The organism is Croceicoccus naphthovorans (assembly GCF_001028705.1).
In the GTDB taxonomy this organism is placed as follows: domain Bacteria; phylum Pseudomonadota; class Alphaproteobacteria; order Sphingomonadales; family Sphingomonadaceae; genus Croceicoccus; species Croceicoccus naphthovorans.
This window is the reverse complement of record NZ_CP011770.1, coordinates 2,443,940-2,467,277: the sequence shown is the minus strand read 5'-3', so window position 1 is coordinate 2,467,277 and position 23,338 is coordinate 2,443,940. Positions and strand designations below refer to the sequence as shown.

At 64.3% G+C, this 23,338-nt stretch carries 26 protein-coding genes and 1 tRNA gene; 19 read left to right on the top strand and 8 right to left on the bottom strand.

From position 1 onward, the window contains the following. The first annotated feature begins 155 nt into the window (after positions 1–155). From AB433_RS12435 to AB433_RS12395, 10 genes are all read left to right on the top strand, one after another. A tRNA-His gene (locus tag AB433_RS12435) sits at positions 156–232 on the top strand. A 71-nt stretch (positions 233–303) separates the two neighbouring features. After that, positions 304–1,359: a Glu/Leu/Phe/Val family dehydrogenase gene (locus AB433_RS12430; protein ID WP_047821363.1), complete on the top strand. Its 1,056-nt coding sequence runs from the start codon at positions 304–306 to the stop codon at positions 1,357–1,359. A 107-nt stretch (positions 1,360–1,466) separates the two neighbouring features. Continuing rightward, positions 1,467–2,216, top strand: coding sequence for a heme ABC transporter permease CcmC (ccmC, locus tag AB433_RS12425; RefSeq protein WP_047821361.1), 750 nt, complete (start codon positions 1,467–1,469; stop codon positions 2,214–2,216). Continuing rightward, entirely contained in the window at positions 2,213–2,356 is a 144-nt protein-coding gene (locus AB433_RS20865) for a hypothetical protein (protein ID WP_169749355.1), read from the top strand. Before ccmC ends, AB433_RS20865 begins: the two co-directional genes overlap by 4 nt. Further along, on the top strand, positions 2,353–2,811 hold the full coding sequence (gene ccmE, locus AB433_RS12420) for a cytochrome c maturation protein CcmE (RefSeq protein WP_047821358.1): 459 nt from the start codon (positions 2,353–2,355) through the stop codon (positions 2,809–2,811). The genes AB433_RS20865 and ccmE overlap by 4 nt, the downstream gene beginning before the upstream one ends. Continuing rightward, a complete protein-coding gene (locus AB433_RS12415) occupies positions 2,808–4,787 on the top strand; it encodes a heme lyase CcmF/NrfE family subunit (protein ID WP_047821356.1) in 1,980 nt (659 codons plus the stop codon). The genes ccmE and AB433_RS12415 overlap by 4 nt, the downstream gene beginning before the upstream one ends. Continuing rightward, positions 4,784–5,350, top strand: coding sequence for a DsbE family thiol:disulfide interchange protein (locus AB433_RS12410; protein WP_047821354.1), 567 nt, complete (start codon positions 4,784–4,786; stop codon positions 5,348–5,350). The genes AB433_RS12415 and AB433_RS12410 overlap by 4 nt, the downstream gene beginning before the upstream one ends. Further along, a complete protein-coding gene (locus tag AB433_RS12405) occupies positions 5,347–5,760 on the top strand; it encodes a cytochrome c-type biogenesis protein (protein ID WP_047821352.1) in 414 nt (137 codons plus the stop codon). The genes AB433_RS12410 and AB433_RS12405 overlap by 4 nt, the downstream gene beginning before the upstream one ends. Beyond that, complete coding sequence (locus AB433_RS12400) at positions 5,760–6,461, top strand: tetratricopeptide repeat protein (RefSeq protein ID WP_047821350.1); 702 nt, start codon at positions 5,760–5,762, stop codon at positions 6,459–6,461. Before AB433_RS12405 ends, AB433_RS12400 begins: the two co-directional genes overlap by 1 nt. 106 nt (positions 6,462–6,567) lie before the next feature. After that, positions 6,568–8,469, top strand: a complete 1,902-nt coding sequence (locus AB433_RS12395) for a potassium transporter Kup (protein ID WP_047821348.1) — start codon at positions 6,568–6,570, stop codon at positions 8,467–8,469. A 51-nt stretch (positions 8,470–8,520) separates the two neighbouring features. On the opposite strand, the gene AB433_RS12390 is transcribed toward AB433_RS12395, so the two are convergent. From AB433_RS12390 to AB433_RS12365, 6 genes are all read right to left on the bottom strand, one after another. Beyond that, positions 8,521–9,093 carry a urate hydroxylase PuuD gene (locus AB433_RS12390; protein ID WP_047824025.1) on the bottom strand — a complete coding sequence of 191 codons (573 nt, stop codon included), beginning with the start codon at positions 9,091–9,093 and terminating at the stop codon, positions 8,521–8,523. 128 nt (positions 9,094–9,221) lie between these two features. Next, entirely contained in the window at positions 9,222–9,878 is a 657-nt protein-coding gene (locus AB433_RS12385) for an inner membrane-spanning protein YciB (protein WP_047821345.1), read from the bottom strand. Beyond that, positions 9,878–10,804 carry a signal recognition particle-docking protein FtsY gene (gene ftsY / locus AB433_RS12380; protein WP_047821343.1) on the bottom strand — a complete coding sequence of 309 codons (927 nt, stop codon included), beginning with the start codon at positions 10,802–10,804 and terminating at the stop codon, positions 9,878–9,880. Before ftsY ends, AB433_RS12385 begins: the two co-directional genes overlap by 1 nt. Continuing rightward, the gene (locus tag AB433_RS12375) at positions 10,801–12,024 is read right to left on the bottom strand and encodes a MiaB/RimO family radical SAM methylthiotransferase (protein ID WP_047821341.1); all 1,224 of its coding nucleotides are present in this window, start codon (positions 12,022–12,024) and stop codon (positions 10,801–10,803) included. The genes ftsY and AB433_RS12375 overlap by 4 nt, the downstream gene beginning before the upstream one ends. Next, positions 12,021–12,842: a diaminopimelate epimerase gene (dapF, locus tag AB433_RS12370; RefSeq protein WP_047824022.1), complete on the bottom strand. Its 822-nt coding sequence runs from the start codon at positions 12,840–12,842 to the stop codon at positions 12,021–12,023. The genes AB433_RS12375 and dapF overlap by 4 nt, the downstream gene beginning before the upstream one ends. A gap of 62 nt (positions 12,843–12,904) precedes the next feature. Further along, on the bottom strand, positions 12,905–14,575 hold the full coding sequence (locus AB433_RS12365; RefSeq protein ID WP_053059144.1) for a putative bifunctional diguanylate cyclase/phosphodiesterase: 1,671 nt from the start codon (positions 14,573–14,575) through the stop codon (positions 12,905–12,907). Between the two features lie 317 nt (positions 14,576–14,892). Here AB433_RS12365 and ffh point away from each other — a divergent pair, with 317 nt between their 5' ends. From ffh to rimM, 3 genes are read left to right on the top strand one after another with little or no spacing between them, the layout of a single operon-like run. Continuing rightward, entirely contained in the window at positions 14,893–16,386 is a 1,494-nt protein-coding gene (ffh, locus tag AB433_RS12360) for a signal recognition particle protein (protein WP_047824018.1), read from the top strand. 47 nt (positions 16,387–16,433) lie between these two features. Beyond that, on the top strand, positions 16,434–16,937 hold the full coding sequence (rpsP, locus tag AB433_RS12355; protein WP_047821339.1) for a 30S ribosomal protein S16: 504 nt from the start codon (positions 16,434–16,436) through the stop codon (positions 16,935–16,937). A 6-nt stretch (positions 16,938–16,943) separates the two neighbouring features. Next, complete coding sequence (gene rimM / locus AB433_RS12350; protein WP_047821336.1) at positions 16,944–17,462, top strand: ribosome maturation factor RimM; 519 nt, start codon at positions 16,944–16,946, stop codon at positions 17,460–17,462. Positions 17,463–17,507: 45 nt separating this feature from the next. On the opposite strand, the gene AB433_RS21315 is transcribed toward rimM, so the two are convergent. Next, positions 17,508–17,792 carry a hypothetical protein gene (locus AB433_RS21315; RefSeq protein ID WP_245626661.1) on the bottom strand — a complete coding sequence of 95 codons (285 nt, stop codon included), beginning with the start codon at positions 17,790–17,792 and terminating at the stop codon, positions 17,508–17,510. Between AB433_RS21315 and AB433_RS21310 the strand changes: the two genes are divergently transcribed. From AB433_RS21310 to AB433_RS12320, 6 genes are all read left to right on the top strand, one after another. Beyond that, positions 17,791–18,042, top strand: a complete 252-nt coding sequence (locus AB433_RS21310; RefSeq protein WP_245626660.1) for a hypothetical protein — start codon at positions 17,791–17,793, stop codon at positions 18,040–18,042. The genes AB433_RS21315 and AB433_RS21310 overlap by 2 nt on opposite strands. Positions 18,043–18,055: 13 nt before the next feature. Then, positions 18,056–18,874, top strand: a complete 819-nt coding sequence (locus AB433_RS19545) for a TIGR04222 domain-containing membrane protein (protein ID WP_053059143.1) — start codon at positions 18,056–18,058, stop codon at positions 18,872–18,874. 41 nt (positions 18,875–18,915) lie between these two features. Then, the gene (gene trmD / locus AB433_RS12335) at positions 18,916–19,653 is read left to right on the top strand and encodes a tRNA (guanosine(37)-N1)-methyltransferase TrmD (protein WP_047821334.1); all 738 of its coding nucleotides are present in this window, start codon (positions 18,916–18,918) and stop codon (positions 19,651–19,653) included. A 5-nt stretch (positions 19,654–19,658) separates the two neighbouring features. Further along, positions 19,659–20,027 carry a 50S ribosomal protein L19 gene (gene rplS, locus AB433_RS12330; protein WP_047821332.1) on the top strand — a complete coding sequence of 123 codons (369 nt, stop codon included), beginning with the start codon at positions 19,659–19,661 and terminating at the stop codon, positions 20,025–20,027. A 72-nt stretch (positions 20,028–20,099) separates the two neighbouring features. Next, a complete protein-coding gene (locus tag AB433_RS12325) occupies positions 20,100–20,540 on the top strand; it encodes a hypothetical protein (protein ID WP_047821330.1) in 441 nt (146 codons plus the stop codon). 45 nt (positions 20,541–20,585) lie between these two features. Next, positions 20,586–21,686, top strand: coding sequence for a branched-chain amino acid aminotransferase (locus AB433_RS12320; protein WP_047821328.1), 1,101 nt, complete (start codon positions 20,586–20,588; stop codon positions 21,684–21,686). Between the two features lie 17 nt (positions 21,687–21,703). Here the strand turns inward: AB433_RS12320 and AB433_RS12315 are convergent, their stop codons facing one another. Then, on the bottom strand, positions 21,704–23,308 hold the full coding sequence (locus AB433_RS12315) for a peptide ABC transporter substrate-binding protein (protein ID WP_047821326.1): 1,605 nt from the start codon (positions 23,306–23,308) through the stop codon (positions 21,704–21,706). Positions 23,309–23,338 lie beyond the last annotated feature (30 nt).

Here is a 23,338-nt window from a genome sequence, read left to right as displayed (position 1 = left end):
TTGCGCAGTTGTCGCTACCGCTTCTTTTTTGCTTCCCTTTACGCATCGCTTGTGCAACAGGCGCGTCCCGCCTCCGATAGCGCTTGACGCGCCGTCGCGGCAGTGAAAACAGGCCAGCCCTGCCCGTCGTCCGACGGGTTTAACAAGGCTTTGTGGCGACCGTAGCTCAGTTGGTTAGAGCGCCGGTTTGTGGTACCGGAGGTCGGGGGTTCGAGACCCCTCGGTCGCCCCAGCCTGCACTGCCGGATCGTGCGGCGACCATGCCCGCACCATCCGATGATATGGAGAGGCGGCGCAGCGCATATGTGGAACAATCCCGCGTTCGATGACCACGAAAAGGTCACCCTTGTTCACGACCGCAAGAGCGGGCTGCGCGCGATCATTGCCATTCACTCGACCCACCTCGGCCCCTCTGCGGGCGGCACCCGGTTCTGGCACTATGCCGACAGCGCCGCCGCATTGACCGACGCGCTGCGCCTGTCGCAGGGGATGAGCTACAAGAACGCGCTGGCTGGGCTGCCCATCGGCGGCGGCAAGGCGGTGATCCTGGCCGATGCCGACCGCACCAAGACCGACGCGATGATGCTGGCCTTCGGCGAGGCCATCGAAAAGCTGGGCGGCCAATACGTGACGGCGGAAGACGTCGGCATTACCGAGGCGGACATGGCGCTGGTCAATCAGCGGACCGATTTCGTCACCGGCCTGCCTGCCAAGGGCGGTGAGCCGATGGTCGGGTCTGATCCCGGGCCCTTCACGTCCTACGGCATCTTCCTTGGCGTGAAGCAGGCGGTGAAGCACAAGCTGGGCAAGGACAGCGTGGCGGGCGTGCACATCGCGTTGCAGGGCACCGGCAGCGTCGGGTCCGGCCTTGCGCGGCATCTCGCCCACGAGGGCGCGGTGCTGACGCTGGCCGACGTGAATGCGGACCGCGCGGCGAAGCTGGCCGCGGAATTGGGCGGCAAGGCCGTGTCGGCGGACGAGGTCATGACGGTTCCGTGCGACGTGTTCAGCCCCAATGCGCTGGGCGCGATCCTGACCCCCGAATCGATTGCCGCGCTGGACTGCGCTATCGTCGCGGGCGGAGCGAACAACCAGCTTGCCACCGTCAAGGATGGAGACCTGCTGGCGAAACGCGACATTCTGTTTGCACCCGACTATGTGATCAACGCGGGCGGCATCATCTCGGTGATGGTCGAATATCTTGCCCGTGGCGGCCCGTCGGCGACCATCGAAGACGCGAACGGGCGGATCGAGCAGATCCCAGAGCGTCTGGAGGCGATCTGGCAAGAGGCGGCCAGCACCGGCACCGCCGCGAACCGCGTTGCCGATGCCATGGCAAGGCGGGCGATCGGGCGCTGATCGCCTGAAAATCGGGCGCAACCTCATGCTTTAGGGCAAGGCGGGCGAGTCGATCCCTTGCGGTTCCGCGCGCGCGCTGCCAAAGCGGGCCGCGACAAGACGAACACATGCACGGTTTCGCCAATCCCGCCCGATTCCTGCGCTTTGCGCGCTGGCTGACGCCGCTCTTGCTGGTGTCCGGCTTGCTATTGACGGGCGCGGCGCTGACGTGGGGCCTGTGGTTCGCGCCTGCCGACCGCCTGATGGGCGACACGGTGCGCATCCTTTACATTCACGTACCCAGCGCATGGCTCGGCATGGGCGGGTGGACGACTATCGCGATCGCCTCGCTGGTGGAACTGGTCTGGCGGCATCCGCTGGCCACGATTGCCGCCCGCGCCGCTGCGGTTCCGGGCATGGTGTTTACCGCAATCTGCCTTGCAACCGGCTCGATCTGGGGTCGCCCGACATGGGGCACGTGGTGGGTTTGGGACGGTCGTCTGACCTCGATGCTCGTCTTGCTGTTCCTCTATTTCGCCTATCTTGCATTGGCCGGGGCCGCGCAGAAGGACGGGATCGGCGGGGGTAGCCGTGTCGTCGCGATTTTCGGGCTGGTCGGGGCGATTAATGTACCGATCATCAATCGTTCGGTCGTGTGGTGGAATTCGCTGCACCAACCGGCCAGCATCACGATGGGCAAGTCGGCCATCGATCCGGCGTTTCTTTGGCCGCTGCTGATCGCGACGCTGGGCTTTTCCCTGCTGTTCGGCGGGGTCGTGCTGGCGCGGATGCGGGCGATCTTGGCCAACTTCCAGGCAGAGGCGCGCTTGCGCCGCCGCGCTATGGCCAGCGAAGCGTTGCAAGGGATCTCGGCATGAGCGAGGGGCTGAACCACTGGCCGTTCGTGATCGCGGCCTATGCCATTGGCGTCATTGGCACGCTGGGCATGGTGGCATGGTCATGGATCGCGATGCGCCGGGAAGAGGCACGGCGCGACAAAGTGCGGGAGCAAAAATGAGCACGGCCCTGAAACCCAAGCACCAGCGTCTGGCGCTGGTCGTGCTGGCGCTGGTCGTCCTGGTCGGCGCGGCGCTGCTGGCGGCGTGGGGTCTGCGCGGTCAGGCCAGCTATTTCTATGTGCCCAGCGATATCGCATCCGATCCGCCCGAAGCTGGCCGCGCGGTGCGGCTTGGCGGCATGGTGCAGGAAGGTTCTATCAAGACGATGCCCGATGGTGTGACCGTGGCCTTCATCGTCGGCGATGGCGAGGCGACGGTGCCGGTGCGCTATACCGGCATCACGCCCGACTTGTTCGTCGAAGGATCGGGCGTGGTCGCCGATGGTCGACTTGCTCCCGACGGGACATTCGTGGCCGATAGTCTGCTGGCCAAACATGACGAGAATTATATGCCGCGCGAGCTGGAAGACATGTCCAAGGCGCAAGCCAAGGCAGTGGTGGCCGAAACCGAATGATTGCAGAAGCCGGTCTTGCCCTGCTGTGGTTTGCCGCCGCGCTGGCGCTGTTGCAGTTGTTCGCCGGTGCGATGTCCCTGGGGCGGCTGGCCGATGGCGATTTTGCCGGGATCGTGCGCCCCGCCGCGATCATTCAGGGGCCGCTGGTCGGCCTGTCGTTCCTGATGCTGGTCTGGCTGTTCCTGCGCACCGACCTGTCGGTCCTGCTGGTGGCGGCCAATTCACACAGCGCCAAGCCGTTCATCTTCAAGTTAGCGGGTACCTGGGGCAACCACGAAGGATCCATGCTGTTGTGGGTCACGGTCATGGCCCTGTCCGGCTCTTTCGTGGCGCTGGTCGAGCGGCGGCTGCCCGAACGCACGATGATCGCGACTTTGGCCGCGCAGGCCTTCGTGTCGCTCGGCTTCTACGCGTTCCTGCTGTTCAGCTCGAATCCGTTCGAACGCCTGCCGCGTCCGGTGCCGGAGGGGAACGGCCTCAACCCGCTGTTGCAGGACATCGGGTTGGCCTTCCACCCGCCAACGCTTTACATCGGTTATGTCGGGCTGTCCGTGGCGTTCTCTTTCGCGGTTGGAGCGCTGCTGACGCGCGAGGTCGGCCCCGCCTTTGCCCGCGCCATGCGGCCTTGGGTGCTGGGTAGCTGGATATTCCTGACCGTCGGCATCACCGCCGGTTCTTACTGGGCCTATTACGAGCTGGGCTGGGGCGGCTGGTGGTTCTGGGACCCGGTGGAGAACGCCTCGCTGATGCCGTGGCTGGCGGCGACGGCGCTGCTGCATTCCGCCTCGGTATTGGTTTCGCGCGATGCCTTGCGCACGTGGACGCTGATGCTGGGCGTCGTGGCCTTTTCGATGAGCATGGTGGGCACGTTCCTCGTCCGCTCTGGCATCCTGACCAGCGTGCATGCGTTCGCCGTCGACCCGGAGCGCGGTTCGTTCATCCTTGCCTTGCTGGCGATCTATATCGGCGGCGCACTGGCGCTGTTCGGCGCGCGGGCGAGCACGGTTTCGGAAGGCAAGCAGTTCAGCCTTGTCAGCCGCGAGGCGGGGCTGGTGTTCAACAACGTCGCGCTCTCGGCGATCCTTGGCATCGTGCTGCTCGGCACGCTCTATCCGTTGTTGACGGAGGCGTTCGATACGAAGGTTTCGGTTGGGCCGCCGTACTTCAACCCGGTTGGTGCGATCTTTGCGATCCCGATGATCGTGGTGATGGCCATAGGTCCGCTGCTTCGCTGGCGGCGGGACAGTTTCGGGCGGATCACCAAGATCTTGGTCCTGCCTGCGGTTCTGACTGCACTGGTGCTGGCCGGTGCAGCGGTGCTCGTGCCGGGGATCGGGATATTGCCGCTGCTCGGCCTTGGCCTCTCCCTTGGTCTTGGCATCGGCAGCCTGTTGCCCTTGGTGGGTCGCGATCTTCGGCGTACGCCGCTGCCCACATGGGGCATGGTCGTCGGGCATTTCGGACTGGCCGTCGCGCTGTTCGGCATGGCGAGTGAAAGTGCATTTTCGACCGAGAAGCTGGTCGCCGCCAAGGCCGGTGACACGGTCACGGTCGGCCCGTGGTCAGTCGAATTGGCTGGGGTGGAGCCTGTTGCAGGCCCGAACTGGACGGCGTTGGAGGCCAACATGATCGCGCGGTATCAAGGTGGCGCGCCGATCACGTTACACCCGCAGTCGCGCAATTTCACCCAGCCGCCGATGACGACGAGCGAATCGGCGCTGTCGACGCGATGGAACGGACAGCTTTACGCCGTTCTTGGCGAACAGGGGCTGGATGGACGTTGGCAGCTTCGCCTGTGGTGGAAGCCGTTCGTGCCCCTGATCTGGCTGGGCGGCTTTCTCATCGCCTTGGGCGGCGCGCTGGCGCTGGTCGGGCGGGTTATGGGCGATGTTCGCCGCGGTGCACAGCGCCGCCGGATCGAAATGCGGCGTGAGAATAACCCGCTGCCCGGTGCCGTGCCGGAGCCTGCCGAATGAGCGCATCGACCGACCCCGCGCGAAAGGGCAAGAAGTGGGCCATCTGGCTGCCGCTGGTCCTGTTCGGCGCGTTTTTCGTGCTGGTAATGAACGGTCTGGTCCGCCCGGCGGATCGCGAGATCGAAAGCGCGATGGTCGGCAAGGCGTTGCCCGAATTCGACCTGCCGCCGGGATCGGCGGACCGCCCCGGCCTTAGTACCGCCGATTTCCGCAAGGGTAGCCCGCGCCTGTTGAACGTCTTCGCCAGCTGGTGCGTCCCCTGTGCGGCAGAGGCGCCGCAGCTCGACCAACTCGCCCGAGCGGGGGTAGAGATTGATGGCGTTGCCATTCGTGACCGAGAGGAAGACATCGCCCGCTTCCTCAGCCGCCACGGCAACCCGTTCGCGCGAATCGGCAAGGACGATGTCAGCGAGGTGCAGTTGGGCATCGGCTCGTCCGGCGTGCCCGAAACCTTCATAATCGATGGCAGTGGCACGATTCGGTATCAGCATATCGGCCCGATCATGGACGCCGACATTCCGATCCTGCTCGGCCAGCTGAAAGACGCGGAGGCACCGCTGTGACGCGTCTGATCGCCCTTTTCGCGCTGTTCCTTGCCGTGCCGGTCGCGGCGCAGAGCCAGTTGCCGCCCGCCCCCTATGCCTATCGCCAGCTGGAAGACCCGGCGCAGGAGGCGAAGGCGCAGGATCTGATGGAAACGCTGCGCTGCCTGACCTGCCAGAGCCAGTCCATCGCCGATTCCGACGCCGATATCGCGGGCGACATGCGCAACCAGGTGCGAACGCGGATCAAGGCGGGCGAGGAGCCGGAGGAGATCCGCAGATGGCTGGTCGAACGTTATGGCGACTACATCAGTTACAAGCCCGAGCTGACCACGCTGACATGGCCTCTGTTCGCCGCGCCGCTGTTTCTGGCGCTGCTGGCCGTGCTGCTGCTGCGCCGACGATTCGTGCGGCGAAAGGGTGAAGGCTGATGGGTTGGATCATTGCCATCGGGCTTGCCATCGCGACGTTTGCGGCCATGCTCTTCGTGCTGAAAATGCCGCGCGGCGGGCGAGAATTCGCCGCTGCCGCTCTGCTGGTCGGGCTGGCCGGATATGCCCTACAGGGTAGCCCATCGGAACCCGGTTCGCCCACCCAGCCGCGCGAAAACGCCGAAAGCGGGCAGGCCACGCTGGTCGAAGCGCGCCGCATGATGGACGAGGAATTCGGCGAGGGGCGCAATTACCTGATTACCGCCGATGCCTATGCCCGCGCCGGTCAATTCGGGGCCGCGTCCAGCCTGCTTCGCGGGGCGGTGCGCAAGAACCCGGACGATCCCGATCTCTGGCTCGCGCTGGGCAATGCGCTGGTCGGCCATACCGGCGGGATCATCACGCCCGCCGCGCTCTATGCCTTTCAGAAGGCGTCCGACATCGCGCCCACGCATCCGGGGCCGCCGTTCTTCACCGGTCTGGCACTGGCGCAGTCCGGCCAGTTCGAGGATGCGCGCAAGATCTGGCAGGAACTGCTTAACCGGCCGGTAGAGGATGGCGACGACGAATGGCGCGCCGACCTATCCGCCCGTCTGGCGCGACTCGAGGCGATCATTGCCATGCAATCGGGGGCCGCTGGGCCGGTTCCGGTGGAGCAGGATACGCCGCCTGCGACAGAGGCCGACAGTCCCCCTTCGTGACGATTGAAAGCATTTTCTTGCAGGTGCGAACAACCACTGGTAATCGCCGCCCCCCATTGGCCGGGTGAGAAGCAGCCGTGGTCGTTTCGAAAGGCAAGATTGCCCGATGAGCCATTCCGCAAGCACAGGGGACCAGCGCGTCAGCGCCAAGGCCAAGCTTGCTGTGGGCGCAATCGGCATCGTCTTTGGCGATATCGGCACCAGCCCGCTCTACGCTTTCCGCGAAACGTTCGTCGGTCCGCACCCGCTGACGCTCGACCGGCTGCACGTTCTGGGCGTGGTCAGCCTGATTTTCTGGTCGATGACTCTGGTCGTTGCGGTTCAATACGTCACCATCCTGATGCGCGCGGACAACAAGGGGCAGGGCGGCAGCCTCGCGCTGGTTGCCCTGATCTCGCAGCATATCGGCCGATCTCGATACGGTTGGCTGGCTGTCTTGCTGGGCGTGTTCGCAACGTCGCTGTTTTATGGCGACTCGATGATTACCCCGGCGATTTCGGTCCTGTCTGCGGTTGAGGGTCTGACGGTCGTCGACCCGGCCTTCGGGCGCTTCGTCATACCCATCGCGTTGGTCCTGCTGGTGGCGCTGTTCGTCCTGCAGAAACGCGGTACGGCCAAGGTGGGCGCTTTGTTTGGCCCGGTGATGATCGTCTATTTCACGACCATCGCGATCCTCGGCATCGTGCAGATCATGACCCATCCGGGCGTGCTGGTCGCGCTGAACCCGTGGTACGCGGTGCAGTTCTTCCTCGTCGACAAGACGCTGGCCTTTCTCGCCCTCGGCTCGGTCGTGCTGGCGGTTACGGGGTCAGAGGCGCTCTATGCCGACATGGGGCATTTTGGGCGCGGACCGCTGCGCATGTCTTGGTTCGGCTTTGTGATGCCCTGCCTGCTGCTCAACTATTTCGGGCAGGGCGCGATGGTGATCAGCCTGACCGGCGCCGACGCGGCAGAGGCGATAGAGAACCCGTTCTTCATCATGGCGCCCGAAGTGCTGCGCCTGCCGCTCGTCATCCTTGCCACATGCGCGACGTTCATCGCCAGCCAGGCGGTGATCTCCGGCTCGTTCTCGATCACGCATCAGGCGATGCAGCTTGGCTTTATCCCGCGCCTGTCGATCCGCCACACCAGCGAGAGCGAAGCGGGCCAGATTTATATTCCGGCGATCAACTGGGCGCTGATGGTGGCTGTGATCCTGCTGGTGCTGACGTTCCAGAACTCGTCCAATCTCGCTAGCGCTTATGGCATTGCGGTTACCGGCGCGGTGACCATCGATACCCTGCTGATGGCGGTGCTGTTCGTGACAGTGTGGAAATGGCGCTGGTGGTATGCGGCCCCGGTCGTTGTGCTGTTCCTGATCGTGGACGGCGCGTACTTCGGTGCGAACCTGACCAAGGTAGCCGATGGCGGCTGGTTCCCTCTGATGGTCGGCGCGGTCGTGTTCACGTTGCTGACGACATGGGCCAAGGGCCGCCGCCTGATGCGCGAACGCATGACTGAAGTGGCCCTGCCGATCGAAATTTTTGCCAAGAGCGCGGCGAACAGCGCCACGCGCGTTCCGGGCACAGCGATCTTTATGGCGTCGAGCACGGCGGGCGTACCGTCCGCGCTGCTGCATAATATCAAGCACAACAAGGTGCTGCACGAACGAGTCGTGATCCTGACGGTCAACATTGCAGAGGAACCCTATGTCGATCAGGGCCGCCGCGTAGAGATCAAGGATCTGGGCGACGGATTCTTCCGCATGGTGCTTCACTATGGCTTCATGGAAGAGACCGACATTCCCGCCGCGTTGAAGCAGGTCGACAAGTGCGGCGGCATGTTCGACATGATGCAGACCAGCTTCTTCCTGTCGCGGCAGACGCTGCTGCCATCGGAAAAGCCGGCGATGATGCTGTGGCGCGAAAAGATCTTCAGCTGGATGCTGCGGAATGCAGCGACGGCGATGGAATTCTTCCGCCTGCCGACGAACCGCGTCGTGGAACTGGGTTCGCAAGTTCGCATATAGCAAGAAGCGCGCCGGTCACCCCGACGCGCTTCTCTTTTTGCCAATCGCTGATCAACCGAGATTTGCGGTGACCATCGCCCACATCATGGGCAGCGAAAGCAGTGTATTTAGGCGGCTGGCGATCAGCGCCCGAGGCGCGGCAGCCGCCTTCGCCTCGTCACTGGCCTCGACAATACCCAAAATCTTCTTTTGGGCCGGCCAGATGATGAACCAGACGTTGAACGCCATCAGCAGGGCAAGCCACATCCCCACACCGATGAGCAGGACCGAGCCCTCGCCCGAAAATGTCAGAGCCTCAACTAGATAGCCGCTGACCATTGCGATCGTCAGGCCGGTCAAAACTGTCAGCGCGGCGGCCCAGCGAAAGAAGAACAGGACTTTGGGCGCGATATGCCCGCTGATGGCACCCTTCTGCTCTGCCGGGATGGCGGGCATGGTGGGCACCTGAACGAAATTAAGGTAGTAAAGCAGCCCGATCCACAGCACCCCGAAAAAGAGGTGAAGCCAGCGGCTGATGCTATTGATGTCGATGGGCGCGCTGGGCGCGAATGCGATCATGAGCGCGATGGCCGCGATCAGACCGATCGCGAGCACAAGGTGCAGGTTTCCGAAAAGTTTTGCCATGTCCACTCCCTATGGCGGCCTGATTGACCGTCCCGGTGCGACCCGCGGGCAGACATTTGCGCAATTGTGGGAACTTGTCACCGCAGGACGGTGGATAACCTGTGTTAAGGCTCGGAGTGGCCGCTACGTCAGGCAGGCGGATGCTCCGTCACGGCCTCGTCTTCTTCCTCTTTGCCCAGTCCTTCGCGCATCATCATCGGCAGCTGGGTAAAGGTGAACAGGAAAGACAGCGGCAGGAAGACCCAGAGCTTGGCGACCAGCCAGTCTTCAAAGCTGAGCGAGGCGCGGAGCACTTCGTTGAGTACGCCGAGAAAGATGAAATAGACGCCCCAGTTGCGCGACAGCTTCATCCATCCCTTGTCCGAAAGCCCCTCGAACGCGGCGTCGAGCAGGTATTTCAGCAGCGCCTTGCCGCGCCAGTATCCGATCAGCAGCGCGGCGGCGAAGACGGCGTAAATGATCGTCGGCTTGATCTGAACGAAGACCGGGTCCTGAAACAGGATCGTCAGCCCGCCGAAAAACACGATCAGCGCCGTGGAGAGCATGAGCATGGGCGTAACGTGGCCCAGCTTTAGCTTAGACACGATCACGGCGACGATTGCAGCGACGATGAATGCGCCGGTGCCCTTCACGATGGCCAACACCTCGCCAACGGCGTCGCCGTCCTGCTCTGGCCCGAACCACTTGTAGACCGCGAAGAACACGAGCAGCGGGCCGTAATCGATGGCGATGTTGAGCCAGCCGGACTTCTTCTTGGCGACTTGGGTTCCTATTTCGTCGGCCATCAGGCAACTCCTGCAATCACGCGCGCGACAAGGTCGGGATCGAAGGGGCGCAAGTCGTCGATCTTTTCACCCACGCCGATGGCATGGATCGGCAAACCGTATTGCTCCGCCGCCGCGACCAGCACGCCACCGCGCGCGGTGCCGTCCAGCTTGGTCATGACAAGGCCGGTGACGCCCGCGACTTCCTTGAACACGTCGATCTGCTGAAGCGCGTTCTGACCGTTGGTGGCATCCAGCACGAGCACCACGTCGTGCGGCGCTTCGGGATTCAAACGGCCCAGCACCTTTCGGATCTTGGTCAGTTCGTCCATCAGCTCGCGCTTGTTCTGCAGGCGTCCGGCGGTGTCGACGACCAGCACGTCGCTGCCCTTGTCGGTCGCGGCCTTGACCCCGTCGAACACGACGGAGGCGGGGTCGCCGCCTTCTGGTCCGGTCACGACGGGAACGCTCAGACGGTCGGCCCAGACCTTCAGCTGCCCTATAGCGGCGGCGCGAAATGTGTCGCCCGCGGCCAACATCACGCCATAGTCGTCTTCCTGAAACAGGTGCGCCAGCTTGGCGATTGTGGTGGTCTTGCCGCTGCCGTTGACGCCGATGACCAGCACGACATGCGGGCGGGGGAAGGCAGTGATTTCCAGCGGCTTGGCCACGGGGCGCAGGATTTCCGCGATTTCGGCGGCGACCGCTTCTTGCACGGCGCGTTCGTCGGCTCCGCGTTCGAAGCGCCGTTCGGCCAGTGCATCGCGGATGCGCATCGCCGCGCGGGGGCCTAGGTCCGACATGATGAGCGCGTCTTCCAGCTCGTCCAGCTGGCTTTCGGTCAGGCGCGTCGATCCGCTCCACCCGCCGGTGGCAAGGTTGCCGCTCAGCCGCTCGCTCGTCTTGCGAAATCCGCCGAAAAGCCGGTCGGACCAGCTCTCGCTCATGCCAATTCTCCGATGATCTGTCCGTCCGCGATGCCGGTGGCCCGGATTGCGACGATGGTGCCCGGTTTCGCGCCCATGGGCAGGCGGACCGGGGCGAAATTGGGGGCGTGGCCGGTTCCGTCGTTCTCCGCAAGGACGCTGAGCGTGGAACCGACCAGAGATTGCAGCCACGCGGTGCGGGTCTCCGCCACCTGGGCGCGCAAGTCTGCGGCGCGGGCCTTCACTATCGCCGGATCGACCTGCGGCATCCGGGCAGCGGGCGTGCCGGGGCGCGGGCTGTAGGGGAAGACGTGGCCATGCACGACCGCGCATTCGCGTACGATCGTCAGGTTTTCGGCATGCATCGCGGCATCCTCGGTCGGGAACCCGGCGATCAGGTCCGCGCCGATGGCGATATCCGAGCGCCGTGCTTGCAGCCTTTGGACAAGGTCCACGGCCTGGGTGCGGCTATGGCGGCGCTTCATGCGCTTCAGGATCAGGTCGTGTCCGTGCTGCAGCGATAGGTGTAGATGCGGCATCACGCGATCTTCGCCGACGACCAGTTCTTCCAGCCCCTCGTCAATCTCCGCTCCGTCGATCGACGACAGGCGCAGGCGCGGCAGGGCGGGCAGGGCATGCAAGACTTCGCCCACCAGTTGGCCCAGCGAGGGCGAACCGGGCAGGTCGTGCCCCCAGCTGGTCACATCTACGCCGGTCAGCACGATTTCCTGTGCGCCTTGCTCCAGATGCGCTTCGATCTCGCCCAGCACTTGCGGCACGGTCAGCGAGCGGCTTGCCCCGCGTCCCTGAGGGATGACGCAAAACGTGCAGGCGTGATCGCATCCGGTCTGCACCGCGACGAACCCGCGCGTGCGCGGCGTCGTGTTCGTGCTGATCCCGCGATGCGCCTTGATCGGCGGTAGGACGGCCGCATTGTGGCCCGCGCCCCAACTGGCCGGTTCCAGCTTGGCGGAATTGGGAACCAGCGCGTCCACCTCTGGCATGGCGGCCAGCTGCTCGGCTTCGATATCGGCGGCGCAACCAGTGACCAACAGGCGGGCGTCGGGATGGCGGCGGCGCAGGCGGCGGACGGCGCGGCGGGTCTGGCGCACCGCCTCTTCGGTAACGGCGCAGGAATTGACCACCACGGTATCGCTGCGCCCGTCCAGCATCGCGCGGATGCGGTCGCTTTCGGCAGCGTTCAACCGGCAACCCAATGTGATGACTTCGGATACGCTCAAGCGTAGTCGCCCCAGTCGAAGCTGCCGGTAAAGCTGATCGTTGCGGGGCCGGTCATCGTGATGCGGTTATGATCGTCCCACGCGATGGTCAGCGGCCCGCCGGGCAGGGTGACGGTAACGGTCCGGTCCACAAGCCCGCGGCGCATCGCGGCGACGGCCGTAGCACAGGCCCCGGTACCGCAGGCCCGCGTGATCCCGGCACCGCGTTCCCATACGCGCAGGGTGATCGCATCGCGCGCGGTTACGGCGGCGACGTTGACGTTGACCCGTTCGGGGAAGATCGGGTCGTTCTCGATCAGCGGGCCGATCTCGGCCAGCGGGACCGCATAGGGATCGTCGACGAAGAACACCGCGTGCGGATTGCCAACATTGACCGCGACCGGATTTTCCAGTGCCCCATCGCCGACCGGCCAACCGACCGGCATGGCCAGCGTATCCATCGCATAGCCCAAGGGGATCGCGTCCCACTCGAAACGTGGCTCGCCCATGTCGACCGCGATGCCGTTGTCATGGGGGCGCGTGGCAATCAGGCCACCCTTGGTCTCCAGCGTCACGGCTCCGCCGATCAGCAAGCCTACGGCGCGGGATGCATTGCCGCAGGCCTCTACCTCACCGCCGTCGCAATTGTAGATCCGCATCCGCCAGTCGGCCCGGTCGGAGGGTTCGATCACGATCAGCTGGTCGCACCCGATGCCGGTGTGCCGGTCCGCTAGTGCGGCGGCGACATCGCCGGTCAGCGGCGGCAGCGCATGGTCGCGCGCGTCCAGAACGACGAAGTCGTTGCCCAGGCCGTGCATCTTGGTGAAGGCGATCTGCATGATGCGCCGCATCTATGCACGCATGGAGCGCGCGTCCAGTGAAAGCCTTGGTTTCGGGACCGTCAGGCCCCGGCGACGCGCACTTCGGCTTCGGGACCGGGGGCCAGCGGCGGAGGTGCGTCGTTCGAGAGGCGCGCCTCGCTCTTCAACCGGGCACGAACCGCTTCGGCCGGTTCGGGGCGGCCATAGTAGTATCCCTGACCCTTGAACGTGCCGATCCGGCGCAGCGAATCGCGCAGGTTCTCGGTCTCGATGCCTTCGGCGGTCAGCGGCAGGTTCATGCTTTCACCGATGGCGGCGATGGTCGAGACAACGGTGGCCGTATCCTCGTTCCGCGTCAGGCGAGCCACGAAATTGCGGTCGATCTTCACCCGGTCGAACGGCAGGGCGCGCAATTGCGCCAAGGTCGCATAGCCGACGCCGAAATCATCGAGGCTGACCGATACGCCCTGGTTCTTCAGGCTGGTGACGAGCGAGCGGACGAGGCCGATGTTCTCGTTCAGGCAATTCTCGGTGATCTCGATCTCCAGCCGCTCGGGCGGGAAATTGGCCTCGGCCATCAGCTTCAGCAGCCGCTGCGCAAACCACGGGTCGCGCATCTGCACGGGTGAGATATTCACCGCCAGCGTCAGGTTCGAATCCCACTCACGCGCATCGCGCAAGGCTTGGCTGATGATTGCTTCGGACAGGTCGCAGATGACACCCAGTTCCTCGGCAACCGGGATGAAACGGTCCGGCGTGACGAGGCCAAGCTGCGGGCTGTTCCAGCGGGCGAGCATTTCGAAACCGGTCAGTTCGCCGGTCTCTATATCGACCTGTTGTTCGTAGAACGGCACGAACTCGCCGCGGGCGATTCCCGCAAGGATGCCGTTTTCCAGCTCGGCCCGCATGCGCAGGTCGTGCTCCATACGCGGTTCGAACCAGTCGTAGCGGTTTCGCCCGTTCTTCTTGGCATGATACATCGCCATGTCGGCCATGTGCAGCATCTCTTCCGCCGGACTTTCGCAGCGCGAGGGCAGGTTGGTGCTGCACGCGATGCCGACGGAAAGGCTGATCGCCAGTTGGCCGCCCGCGACGTCGAAAGGCTGGCGCGCGGCGGTGATGATTTCCGCCGCGATCAGGTCGATCCGGGCCGGGTTGGCGCGTTCGTAGGTCATGACGCAGGCGAATTCGTCGCCACCCAATCGGGCCAGCATCGCGCCTTCGGGCAGAACGGCGCGAACGCGCTCTGCCATCGTGACCAGCATCGAATCGCCTGCGCGATGCCCGTTGAGGTCGTTGATCTGCTTGAAATGATCGAGATCGAGCATGACGAAGGCGACCGCGCGCGCAGCGCCGGTTTCGGCATGTGCGGATGCGATCAGGGCGTCGACTTGCGGCAGGATGGATCGGCGGTTGAGCGATCCGGTCAGCGGGTCGGTAAAGGCAAGCGTCTTGGCCTGTTCCTCGGCAACGCGGCGTTCCTCTACCTCTCGCAGCAGTTCGACATGGCGGCGCCAGCCGAAGATCAGCAGCGCGGTGTTGAGCAGAAGCGCACTGGCCAGCCATGCGGCGGGGCCTTCGCCTTCGCCTTCGAATGCGCGGATCACGGCGGGCATGGCCGCCGCGGCGTGGCCGACGAACATGATCAGCGCAGCCGCGATGATGCCCAGCGCCACGACATCGCGTTCGCTGATCCGGCGCGCGCCGTGCTTTTGCTTTGTGAATTCAGGCTGCTCGCCGCTATCGCTCATCGAACGGCTTGCTCCTTCGCCAAACCGGGGGCGGGACTGCCCCGATCCGAGGCTTAGGACAGCGCTCTAAACATCGGGTTAAACATCCGGCCCGTAATCAAAAGTCGGGTGGATTGCCTTGCCATGCGCGGGGGGCGGCTGTATGGGCGCACCCGGACAACCGGCGCGAAGGCGGCGGAGGTCCGTGCAATTTACAGGTCCGTGACGGTTACGCGGCACGCTGGTCGGCGAGGTTTCGCCCACCGGCGTTTTGTGCGTTTCGGCCCTGATCGCAAATGTTTGGCCCTGTTTTTTCAGGCCGCAAGGAGAAGAAAACGATGTTCGACAGCCTGTCTGACCGGCTTGGTAACGTCTTCGATTCGCTGCGCGGTCGCGGGGCGTTGAAGGAAGACGACGTTCGCGCCGCAATGCGCGAAGTTCGGATCGCCCTGCTGGAAGCCGACGTCGCGCTTCCGGTCGTAAGACGGTTTATCGACAAGGTTACCGAAGCCGCGATCGGGCAGGAAGTCCTGCGCTCGGTCACGCCCGGTCAGCAGGTCGTCAAGATCGTCAACGACGCGCTCGTCGAAATGCTCGGCGGCCCAGAAGGATCAGGGGACGGTGCGGCTGCCGCCAAACTGGACCTTGAGGCGAAACCGCCGGTCGTGGTCATGATGGTCGGCCTGCAGGGTTCGGGTAAGACTACCAGCACAGCCAAGATCGCCAAGCGCCTGAAAGAGACCGAGGGCAAGAAGGTCTTGATGGCCTCGCTCGACGTCAATCGCCCGGCGGCGCAGGAACAGCTGGCGGTGCTGGGCGAACAGGCCGGGGTCGCGACCCTGCCGATCATTGCCGGGCAGCAACCGGTCGATATTGCAAACCGCGCCATTCAGGCCGCGAAGTTGCAGAGCTTTGACGTCTTGATGCTCGACACGGCGGGCCGTCTGCACGTTGACGAAGCCCTGATGGCCGAGATGAAGGCCGTGGCCGCCGTCTCGACGCCGAAGGAAGTGCTGCTGGTCGTCGACTCGCTGACGGGGCAGGACGCGGTCAACGTCGCGCAGAGCTTCACCGGCGAAGTGCCGCTGACCGGCGTGGTGCTGACCCGCATGGACGGCGATGCGCGCGGCGGTGCGGCGCTGTCGATGCGGGCCGTTACCGGCAAGCCGATCAAGTTCGCGGGTACTGGCGAGAAACTGGACGCGATCGAACCCTTCGTGCCCAGCCGCGTTGCAAATCGCATCCTTGGCATGGGCGACATCGTCTCGATGGTCGAAAAGGCCGCCCTGACGGTCAAGGAAGAGGACGCGGAAAAGCTCGCCAAGAAGATGGCGGCGGGCAAGTTCGACCTCGACGATCTGCGCATGCAGTTGCAGCAGATGACCAAGATGGGCGGGTTGGGCGCGATTGCGGGCATGTTGCCGGGCATGAAGAAGGCCAAGGCGGCGATGCAGCAGTCGGGCATGGACGACCGCGTGCTGCTGCGCATGGACGCGATCATTTCATCCATGACGCCGAAGGAACGCGCCAACCCCGCGCTGCTCAATGCCAAGCGCAAGAAGCGCGTCGCGGCGGGTTCGGGCACGCAGGTTCAGGACGTGAACAAAGTGCTGAAGATGCACCAGGAAATGTCCAAGGCGATGAAACAGATCAAGAAGATGGGCGGGCTGAAAGGCCTTGGCGCCCTGTTCGGCAAGGGCGGTCTCGATGCCGCTATGCCGGGGCTTGGCGGCGGAATGGGCGGCGGAATGGGCGCCGGAATGGGCGCCGGAATGGGCGGCGGTGCTGGCGGGCTTCCGCCGGATCTGGCCAACCTTCTGAACAAGAAGTGATTTTTACTGAAATCGACGAATACGAATTGAACGAAAGGTAATTTGAAATGGCAATTGCAATCCGTCTCGCCCGTGGTGGCGCGAAGAAGCGTCCCTACTACCGGATCGTCGTTTCCGACGTGCGCAGCCCGCGCGACGGTAAGTATCTGGAGCAGGTCGGCATCTACAACCCGGTCCTCGCCAAGGATGACGACAACCGTGTCAAGCTGATCGAAGACCGCATCCGTTACTGGCTGGGCGTTGGCGCGCAGCCGACCGACCGTGTCGCCCGCTTCCTCGATGCCGCCGGCATCCTTGAGCGCAAGGCGAAGAACAACCCGCAGAAGGCCGAGCCGGGCGAAAAGGCCAAGGAACGCGCCGAGGAAAAGGCCGAGAAGGCCCGTGAAGCCGAGGAAGCCAAGAAGGCTGCCGAGGAAGAAGCCAACGCACCGGCTGAAGAAGCAGCGACTGAAGAAGCTGGCGAAGAAGCCGCTGCCGAAGCCCCGGCCGAGGAAGCTGCTGCTGAAGACGCCCCTGCTGAAGAAGCCGGCGAAGAGAAGGCAGAGGGCTAAGCCCCGATGGACCGTACCGTCACGCTCGCCGCCATTACCGGTGCGCACGGCGTGGCGGGAGAGGTCCGCCTGAAGCTGTTCGGCGAAGGCGTGGAGTCCCTGAAGGGATTCCGCGCCTTTCGCGTTTCAAAGGACGGCGCCCTTCGCGATGCACCGCTGACGGCGACAAAGATCAAGGACGACGGCAAGGGCGGCGCAATCGCGCGCTTTGCCGAAGTGACCGACCGTAACGCGGCGGAGGCCCTGCGCGGATCGTTGCTGACCGTTCCGCGCGAAGACCTGCCCGCGCTGGGCGAGGGTGAGTATTACCACGCCGACCTTTTGGGGTTGGCGGCCGTCTCCGAAGCCGGGGAACCGCTGGGCACCGTGATCGCGGTTGAGAACTACGGCGCGGGCGACGTGATCGAGATTGAGCGGCCCGCGGGTTCCAAACCGCGTACCTTCATGGTGCCGATGCATGAGGATGCGGTGCGCGAGTGGGATGGCGAGCGGATGATTGTCACGGACGACTTTGCCCAGCCATAACGTGGCTGCTATCGCCCCCTGACTATGACTAAGGGGCGCATCCAGCTATCCGACGATCCGCTCTGGAAGCGCCTGACGGTCTATCGCATTGGCCCCTCCGATGCTGATTTCACCTTCCAGCAGCGTCTCGCCCGCGAAAACGGGTGGAGTGAGGTGCATGCCGCCCGCGTAATCGAGGAATACCGCCGCTTCTGCTGGCTGGCGATGCGCGCGGGGCATGAGGTTACGCCGTCGGATGCGGTGGATCAGGCATGGCACCTGCACCTGACCTATAGCCGTGATTACTGGCAGCGGATTTGCCCTGAAGTACTTGAAGGCGAACTGCACCATGGTCCCACCGCTGGCGGGCCGGTCGAGCGGGATCGGTACTATCGCCAGTATGCGCAGACGTTGGCCAGTTACGAACGTGTTCGGCCCATCGCCCGCCGATATCTGGCCCGATGCAAACCGGCGGCTCTATCGCGATCCCCTCGCGCGGCGGGTCCAGGTGCGCGACCATTTCGTCGTGCCGCGGCGGCTGGTTTACGCGGTCATTGTTCTTGCACTGATCGGCGCTATTCTGGTGGCGATACTGGGGTAGTTGGGGGCGAAATATGCATGGCGGCAATCCGCTAGACTGGGATGCGAACGAATTTCTGATCCTTTACGGTGTGCTGATCGTCGCGGCGATGATCCTGCGTGTCGTCATCGTAAACTGGTTGCGGCCAGAGGGGCACCCAGCGCGAATCGCGGATGAAGATGAAATTGCAGTCATTGCAGGCGGACCGAACCGTTATGCAGAGGCGGTGACGGCGCGGATGCTGGCCACCGGCGCGCTGACGATGCCGGGCAAGGGTCAGTTCGCGGTGCTCAATCGCCCGCAAAGGCCGACCCAGGCCGAGCGCGCATTGCTTGCCATCGGCACCCGGATGAAGTGGCGTAAGGTTCGCCGCGCGCTTCGCGATCATGCGGCCGGAGTGGAGGAGCGGCTGGCCAGTCGCGGGCTCTATATGGACCGGGGAGAGGCCATGCAGGTGCGCCTGTTGCAACTGGTGCCTTTCGCGTTCCTGCTTGGTTTCGGCTTCGTGCGGTGGAAGGTTGCGCAGATTCGGGAAGAGGACTTCGGCTTCCTGTTGATCATGATGTTCATCGTTGTCGTCTTGTCCTTCATGGCCTTCATGAAGTTCGATCGCGCTACGCGCGAGGCAAAGTCGGAACTGGCAGCCCTGCGCGCCACTCGCGACCGCCTACGCCGCGCCCCGCTTTCCGAAGAGACGGGCATGGCAGTGGCGCTTTACGGCACGACTGTGCTGGCGGGGACCAGCATCGCCGGTTTTCACAAGCTGCGCAGCGATAGCGGCAGCGGTGGGTGCGGCTCTTCTGATAGCGGTGGCGGTTGTGGCGGGGGCGGCTGCGGCGGTTGCGGCGGCTAGGGCCTAGTTTCTTCGCGGGGGATCGACTAACCGCGCTGCCCATGACTTTTGCCGCGACGATCCTGACGCTCTATCCGGAGATGTTTCCCGGGCCGCTCGGCACGTCGCTGGCCGGGCGGGCGCTGGGGGCGGGGACGTGGAGCCTGAACACCGTCCAGATTCGCGACTTCGCGACCGACAAGCACCGCACGGTTGACGATACGCCTGCGGGTGGCGGGGCCGGGATGGTGCTGAAGGCCGACGTCTTGGCCGCCGCCATCGACCACGCGCGCGCGGGCAATCCCGATGCGCCGGTCTTGGCCATGACGCCGCGCGGAAAGCCGCTGACGCAAGGCCGTGTGCGCGAACTGGCGGCGGGGCCGGGCGTGACCGTGCTGTGCGGCCGGTTCGAGGGATTCGACGAGCGAATCTTCGAGGGCCGCAATGTCGAGGAAGTCTGCGTCGGCGACGTCATCCTCTCCGGCGGAGAGGTAGGCGCGCTTGTGCTTCTCGACGCTTGCATTCGGCTGCTTCCCGGCGTAATGGGCGCGGCTTCTAGTGGGGTCGAGGAATCGTTCGAAGGCGGTTTGCTCGAATATCCGCACTATACCCGACCTGTTGAATGGGAAGGGCGCACGATCCCTGAAGTGCTGCGATCGGGGGATCATGCGAAGATCGCGGCGTGGCGAAAGCAACGCAGCGAAGACGATACACGGTTACGCAGGCCGGACCTTTGGGAGCGTCATTTTGATGCTCGGGACCAGTCTGCCTCTGGCGCGCGGCAAAAGAAGAAGGACTAGGACCAGTGAACCTGATCCAGCAGCTTGAAGCCGAAGCGATTGAAGGCCTCGGCAAGGACATTCCGGAATTCCGCGCGGGCGACACCGTGCGCGTCGGCGTGCGCGTCGTCGAAGGCACGCGTGAACGTGTGCAGAACTACGAAGGCGTTGTCATCGCCCGTTCGAACCGCGGCATGGGTTCGAACTTCACCGTTCGAAAGATTTCGTTCGGCGAAGGCGTGGAACGCGTGTTCCCGCTCTATTCGCCCAACATCGACAGCATCACCGTGGTCCGCCGCGGCGTCGTGCGTCGTGCAAAGCTTTATTACCTGCGCGGCCGCACCGGCAAGTCGGCCCGCATTGCAGAGCGCAAGACAGTCCGCGAAAACGCGTAAGACCGCTTGCCAAGGCACGAAACGCGAAAGGCGGTTCCTTCGGGAGCCGCCTTTTTCGTAAGAGCCTTTGCCGTGAGCGTCTCGGGTACCAGCGAGAAGGCCTTGGGCCTGCCCGGTGCATGGGCGATGGCGGTGGGCGTCGTGATCCAGGTCGCTGGCGAATGGGCGGCGCTCAGTTTCCTGATCGGCGGGTTGATCGCGTGGTGTTCTGGCCATTCCTATGCCGAACTGACCGTGCGCCGCGGCGCGCCGGGCGGATCGGACGAGTTCTTGCGTGATATAGGCCAGCACGGGCTGGCCCGCTGGCTTATGCGGGTGTTGATCGCGGGCTATATGCTGACGGCGCCTTCGCGCTGGTCAACGCGCTGGCATGGCGGGCAAGGTGCCTATGCGCTGGATCAGCCAGGCAGGGGCCATCGCCTCGCTGGCGGCGGCGGGCGCTCTGGTCGCGTATGTCGCGGGTTGGTCGTAGCCCATCTCACAAGACTTGCGCGGGCGCGGGCAACCGCCTAACCGGTCCCGCTTGGAAAACAGCTGACCTCAACAGGACCGTGCGACATGGCGACAGCCGCCGATACCATTGCCTTTCAGACCATCCCCCATCCCGCCCCCACGTCGGAGGCGGATCGCACGGCCATGCTTGCGAACCCCGGATTCGGCACACAGTTCACCGACCACATGGTCTCGATCGACTGGGTAGAGGGCAAGGGCTGGCACAATCCTACGGTCGGTCCGCGCGGCCCCATCGCGCTCGATCCGGCGGCGGCGGTTCTGCACTATGCGCAGGAAATCTTCGAAGGCTTGAAGGCCTATCGCCACCCTGACGGTACCGTGGCGCTGTTCCGCCCCGAACAGAACGCGCAGCGGTTCAATCGTTCTGCCGACCGGCTGGCGATGCCGCACTTGCCCGAAGAGTTGTTTCTGGGCGCTATCGATGCGATTCTGTCGGTTGACGGCGGCTGGATTCCCGACGGCGATGGCGCGTCGTTGTACCTGCGCCCGTTCATGTTTGCGAACGAGGCGTTTCTGGGCGTTCGCCCGGCCAAGCAGTACAAGTTCCTGCTGATCGCCAGCCCTGCGGGCAACTACTTCAAGTCGGGCGCGCCAGCCGTGTCGATCTGGGTTTCCAGCGACTACACCCGGGCCGCCCCCGGCGGCACCGGCGCGGCTAAGTGCGGCGGCAACTATGCGGCCAGCCTTGTGCCCCAGGCCGAGGCTATCGAACGCGGGTTCGATCAGGTCGTCTTCCTGGACGCGGTTGAGCGCAAGTGGATCGAGGAACTGGGCGGCATGAACCTGTTCTTCGTGTTCGACGACGGCCGCGTCATCACCCCGCCGCTGACCGGCACGATCCTGCCGGGTATCACCCGCGACAGCCTGATCGACCTGCTGCGCGAGGAAGGACTGACCGTGGTGGAAGAGCGTTATTCCATCGACGATTGGCAGTCCGATGCAAACAGCGGCAAGCTGGTCGAATGTTTCGCCTGCGGTACGGCCGCGGTGGTTACGCCGGTGGGCCGGGTTGCCGGACGCGATCGCGATTTCACCATCGGCACGGGCGGTCCAGGTCAGCTGACCGGCCGGTTGAAAGACCGGCTGACCGGCATCCAGCGCGGACAATTGCCCGATACGCAGGGCTGGGTCCGCAAGATCGGCTGACCGTGACCGCAGGGGCGTCAGTCCTCGAAGGACAGGAATTTGTAGGGATGGACACCGCGCGGTTGCGGGTCCCATCCCTTCAGGCGCGGGTCGATCAAGCGCGGTTCGGTGTACCAATAGATCGGAATGATCGGCAGGTCGCGGGCGAGGATCCGGTCGGCCTGTTCCATCAACCTGTAGCGCGCTGTCTTGTCCCCGGCACTGCGTGACCGATCGATCAGGGCATCGAATTGGGGGCTGGAATAGCCCGAATCGTTGTTGGGATTGCCCGTCGTCATCACTTCCAGCATTGGCAGCGGATCGAGGTACGGCGCGACCCAGCCCATGCGGGCGATGGTGAAATCGCGGTTCTGCCGGGTGTCGAGATAGACCTTCCATTCCTGGTTGTAGATGCCGACATCGATGCCCAGTTCGCGCCGCCACATCGCCTGAATCGCCTCGGCGATCTTGCGATGCCCCTCGCTGGTGTTGATCAGGATTTCGAACCGGGGAAAGCCCTTGCCGCCGGGGAAACCCGCCTCGGCCAGCAAGGCGCGCGCGCGTTCCGGATCGGGGGCGGGACCGGGAACCTGCCGGTAATCCTTGAAGGCGAGGGGGACCAACCCGCCCGCCGGGGTCTGCCCGCCTTGCGTTACCCGCTCGACAATAGCCCTGCGGTCGATGGCAAGACTCAACGCCTCTCGCACGCGCCGGTCGTTAAGCGGTTTGCGCGACAGGTTGATCGAATAGAAATAGGTGCCCGCCAGCGGATCGGCACGAAACCGCGGATCGTCGGCATAGCCGGGTAGCTTGTTGGCGGGCACCGTCGAGGTCAGGTGCAGACGGCCCGACAGGAACGACTTTTCCTCGGTCGTCTCATTCTCGATCGGGAAAAATCGGATCGCGTTCAGCGCGACGCTTTCCGCGTCCCAGTACTGAGCGTTCTTGCGCACCTCGATCAGCTGGTTCGTCTGCCACTTCGTCAGCACGAAGGGCCCGTTGCCGACCAGGGTGCCGGGGGCCAACCAGCGCCCGCTGCGATCCGCGATGCCGCCGTTCGCCTCTATCGTCGCGCGGTGGACCGGGTTGAACGCATAGAACGTCAGCATCTGCAGGAATTGCGGCGTGGGGTTGGCCAGCGTGACGACCAGCGTCCGCGAATCGGGCGTGGCCACACCTACGCCGTCCCATCCCGACTTGCCGAGGTTGAACGCCTCAGCACCTTTTATCACGTAAAGCGTTTCGACCAGTTCGAAGCCCAGCGCCGGGGTCAGCGCGCGGCGCCAGCCATAGGCGAAGTCCTGCGCGGTTACGCGATCGCCGTTGCTCCACCGCGCACCGGGGCGCAGGTGAAACGTCCAGACCCTCGCCTCGTCATCGTGTTCCCAGCTCTGTGCTACCCCCGGCAGGACCGCCTCGCTGCCCTTGGGATCGGTGATGACCAGCCCTTCGAACAAGGCGCTGATGATGTTGCGTTCGGGAACGCCCGACGCGATCTGCGGATCTATCGTCTTGGGCTCTGTCCCGTTGCCGATCAGCAGGACGCCTTCTTCGATAGCGCGGTCGGTTTCGCGTTCTCCGCCCGAACAGGCGGCCAGCAGGATGGAGCATGCGACGATCCAGATCCTGCGGTGCAATCCCATCGGTGCCCTTTCGCTGTGCTGTGCCCCGGT

Coding starts and splice junctions, on each gene's coding strand:
- AB433_RS12430 (WP_047821363.1), top strand. CDS start 304: ATGTGGAACAATCCCGCGTTCGATGACCACGAAAAGGTCACCCTTGTT.
- ccmC (WP_047821361.1), top strand. CDS start 1,467: ATGCACGGTTTCGCCAATCCCGCCCGATTCCTGCGCTTTGCGCGCTGG.
- AB433_RS20865 (WP_169749355.1), top strand. CDS start 2,213: ATGAGCGAGGGGCTGAACCACTGGCCGTTCGTGATCGCGGCCTATGCC.
- ccmE (WP_047821358.1), top strand. CDS start 2,353: ATGAGCACGGCCCTGAAACCCAAGCACCAGCGTCTGGCGCTGGTCGTG.
- AB433_RS12415 (WP_047821356.1), top strand. CDS start 2,808: ATGATTGCAGAAGCCGGTCTTGCCCTGCTGTGGTTTGCCGCCGCGCTG.
- AB433_RS12410 (WP_047821354.1), top strand. CDS start 4,784: ATGAGCGCATCGACCGACCCCGCGCGAAAGGGCAAGAAGTGGGCCATC.
- AB433_RS12400 (WP_047821350.1), top strand. CDS start 5,760: ATGGGTTGGATCATTGCCATCGGGCTTGCCATCGCGACGTTTGCGGCC.
- AB433_RS12395 (WP_047821348.1), top strand. CDS start 6,568: ATGAGCCATTCCGCAAGCACAGGGGACCAGCGCGTCAGCGCCAAGGCC.
- AB433_RS12390 (WP_047824025.1), bottom strand. CDS start 9,093: ATGGCAAAACTTTTCGGAAACCTGCACCTTGTGCTCGCGATCGGTCTG.
- AB433_RS12385 (WP_047821345.1), bottom strand. CDS start 9,878: ATGGCCGACGAAATAGGAACCCAAGTCGCCAAGAAGAAGTCCGGCTGG.
- ftsY (WP_047821343.1), bottom strand. CDS start 10,804: ATGAGCGAGAGCTGGTCCGACCGGCTTTTCGGCGGATTTCGCAAGACG.
- dapF (WP_047824022.1), bottom strand. CDS start 12,842: ATGCAGATCGCCTTCACCAAGATGCACGGCCTGGGCAACGACTTCGTC.
- AB433_RS12365 (WP_053059144.1), bottom strand. CDS start 14,575: ATGAGCGATAGCGGCGAGCAGCCTGAATTCACAAAGCAAAAGCACGGC.
- ffh (WP_047824018.1), top strand. CDS start 14,893: ATGTTCGACAGCCTGTCTGACCGGCTTGGTAACGTCTTCGATTCGCTG.
- rpsP (WP_047821339.1), top strand. CDS start 16,434: ATGGCAATTGCAATCCGTCTCGCCCGTGGTGGCGCGAAGAAGCGTCCC.
- rimM (WP_047821336.1), top strand. CDS start 16,944: ATGGACCGTACCGTCACGCTCGCCGCCATTACCGGTGCGCACGGCGTG.
- AB433_RS21310 (WP_245626660.1), top strand. CDS start 17,791: ATGGTCCCACCGCTGGCGGGCCGGTCGAGCGGGATCGGTACTATCGCC.
- AB433_RS21315 (WP_245626661.1), bottom strand. CDS start 17,792: ATGGTGCAGTTCGCCTTCAAGTACTTCAGGGCAAATCCGCTGCCAGTA.
- AB433_RS19545 (WP_053059143.1), top strand. CDS start 18,056: ATGCATGGCGGCAATCCGCTAGACTGGGATGCGAACGAATTTCTGATC.
- trmD (WP_047821334.1), top strand. CDS start 18,916: ATGACTTTTGCCGCGACGATCCTGACGCTCTATCCGGAGATGTTTCCC.
- AB433_RS12320 (WP_047821328.1), top strand. CDS start 20,586: ATGGCGACAGCCGCCGATACCATTGCCTTTCAGACCATCCCCCATCCC.
- AB433_RS12315 (WP_047821326.1), bottom strand. CDS start 23,308: ATGGGATTGCACCGCAGGATCTGGATCGTCGCATGCTCCATCCTGCTG.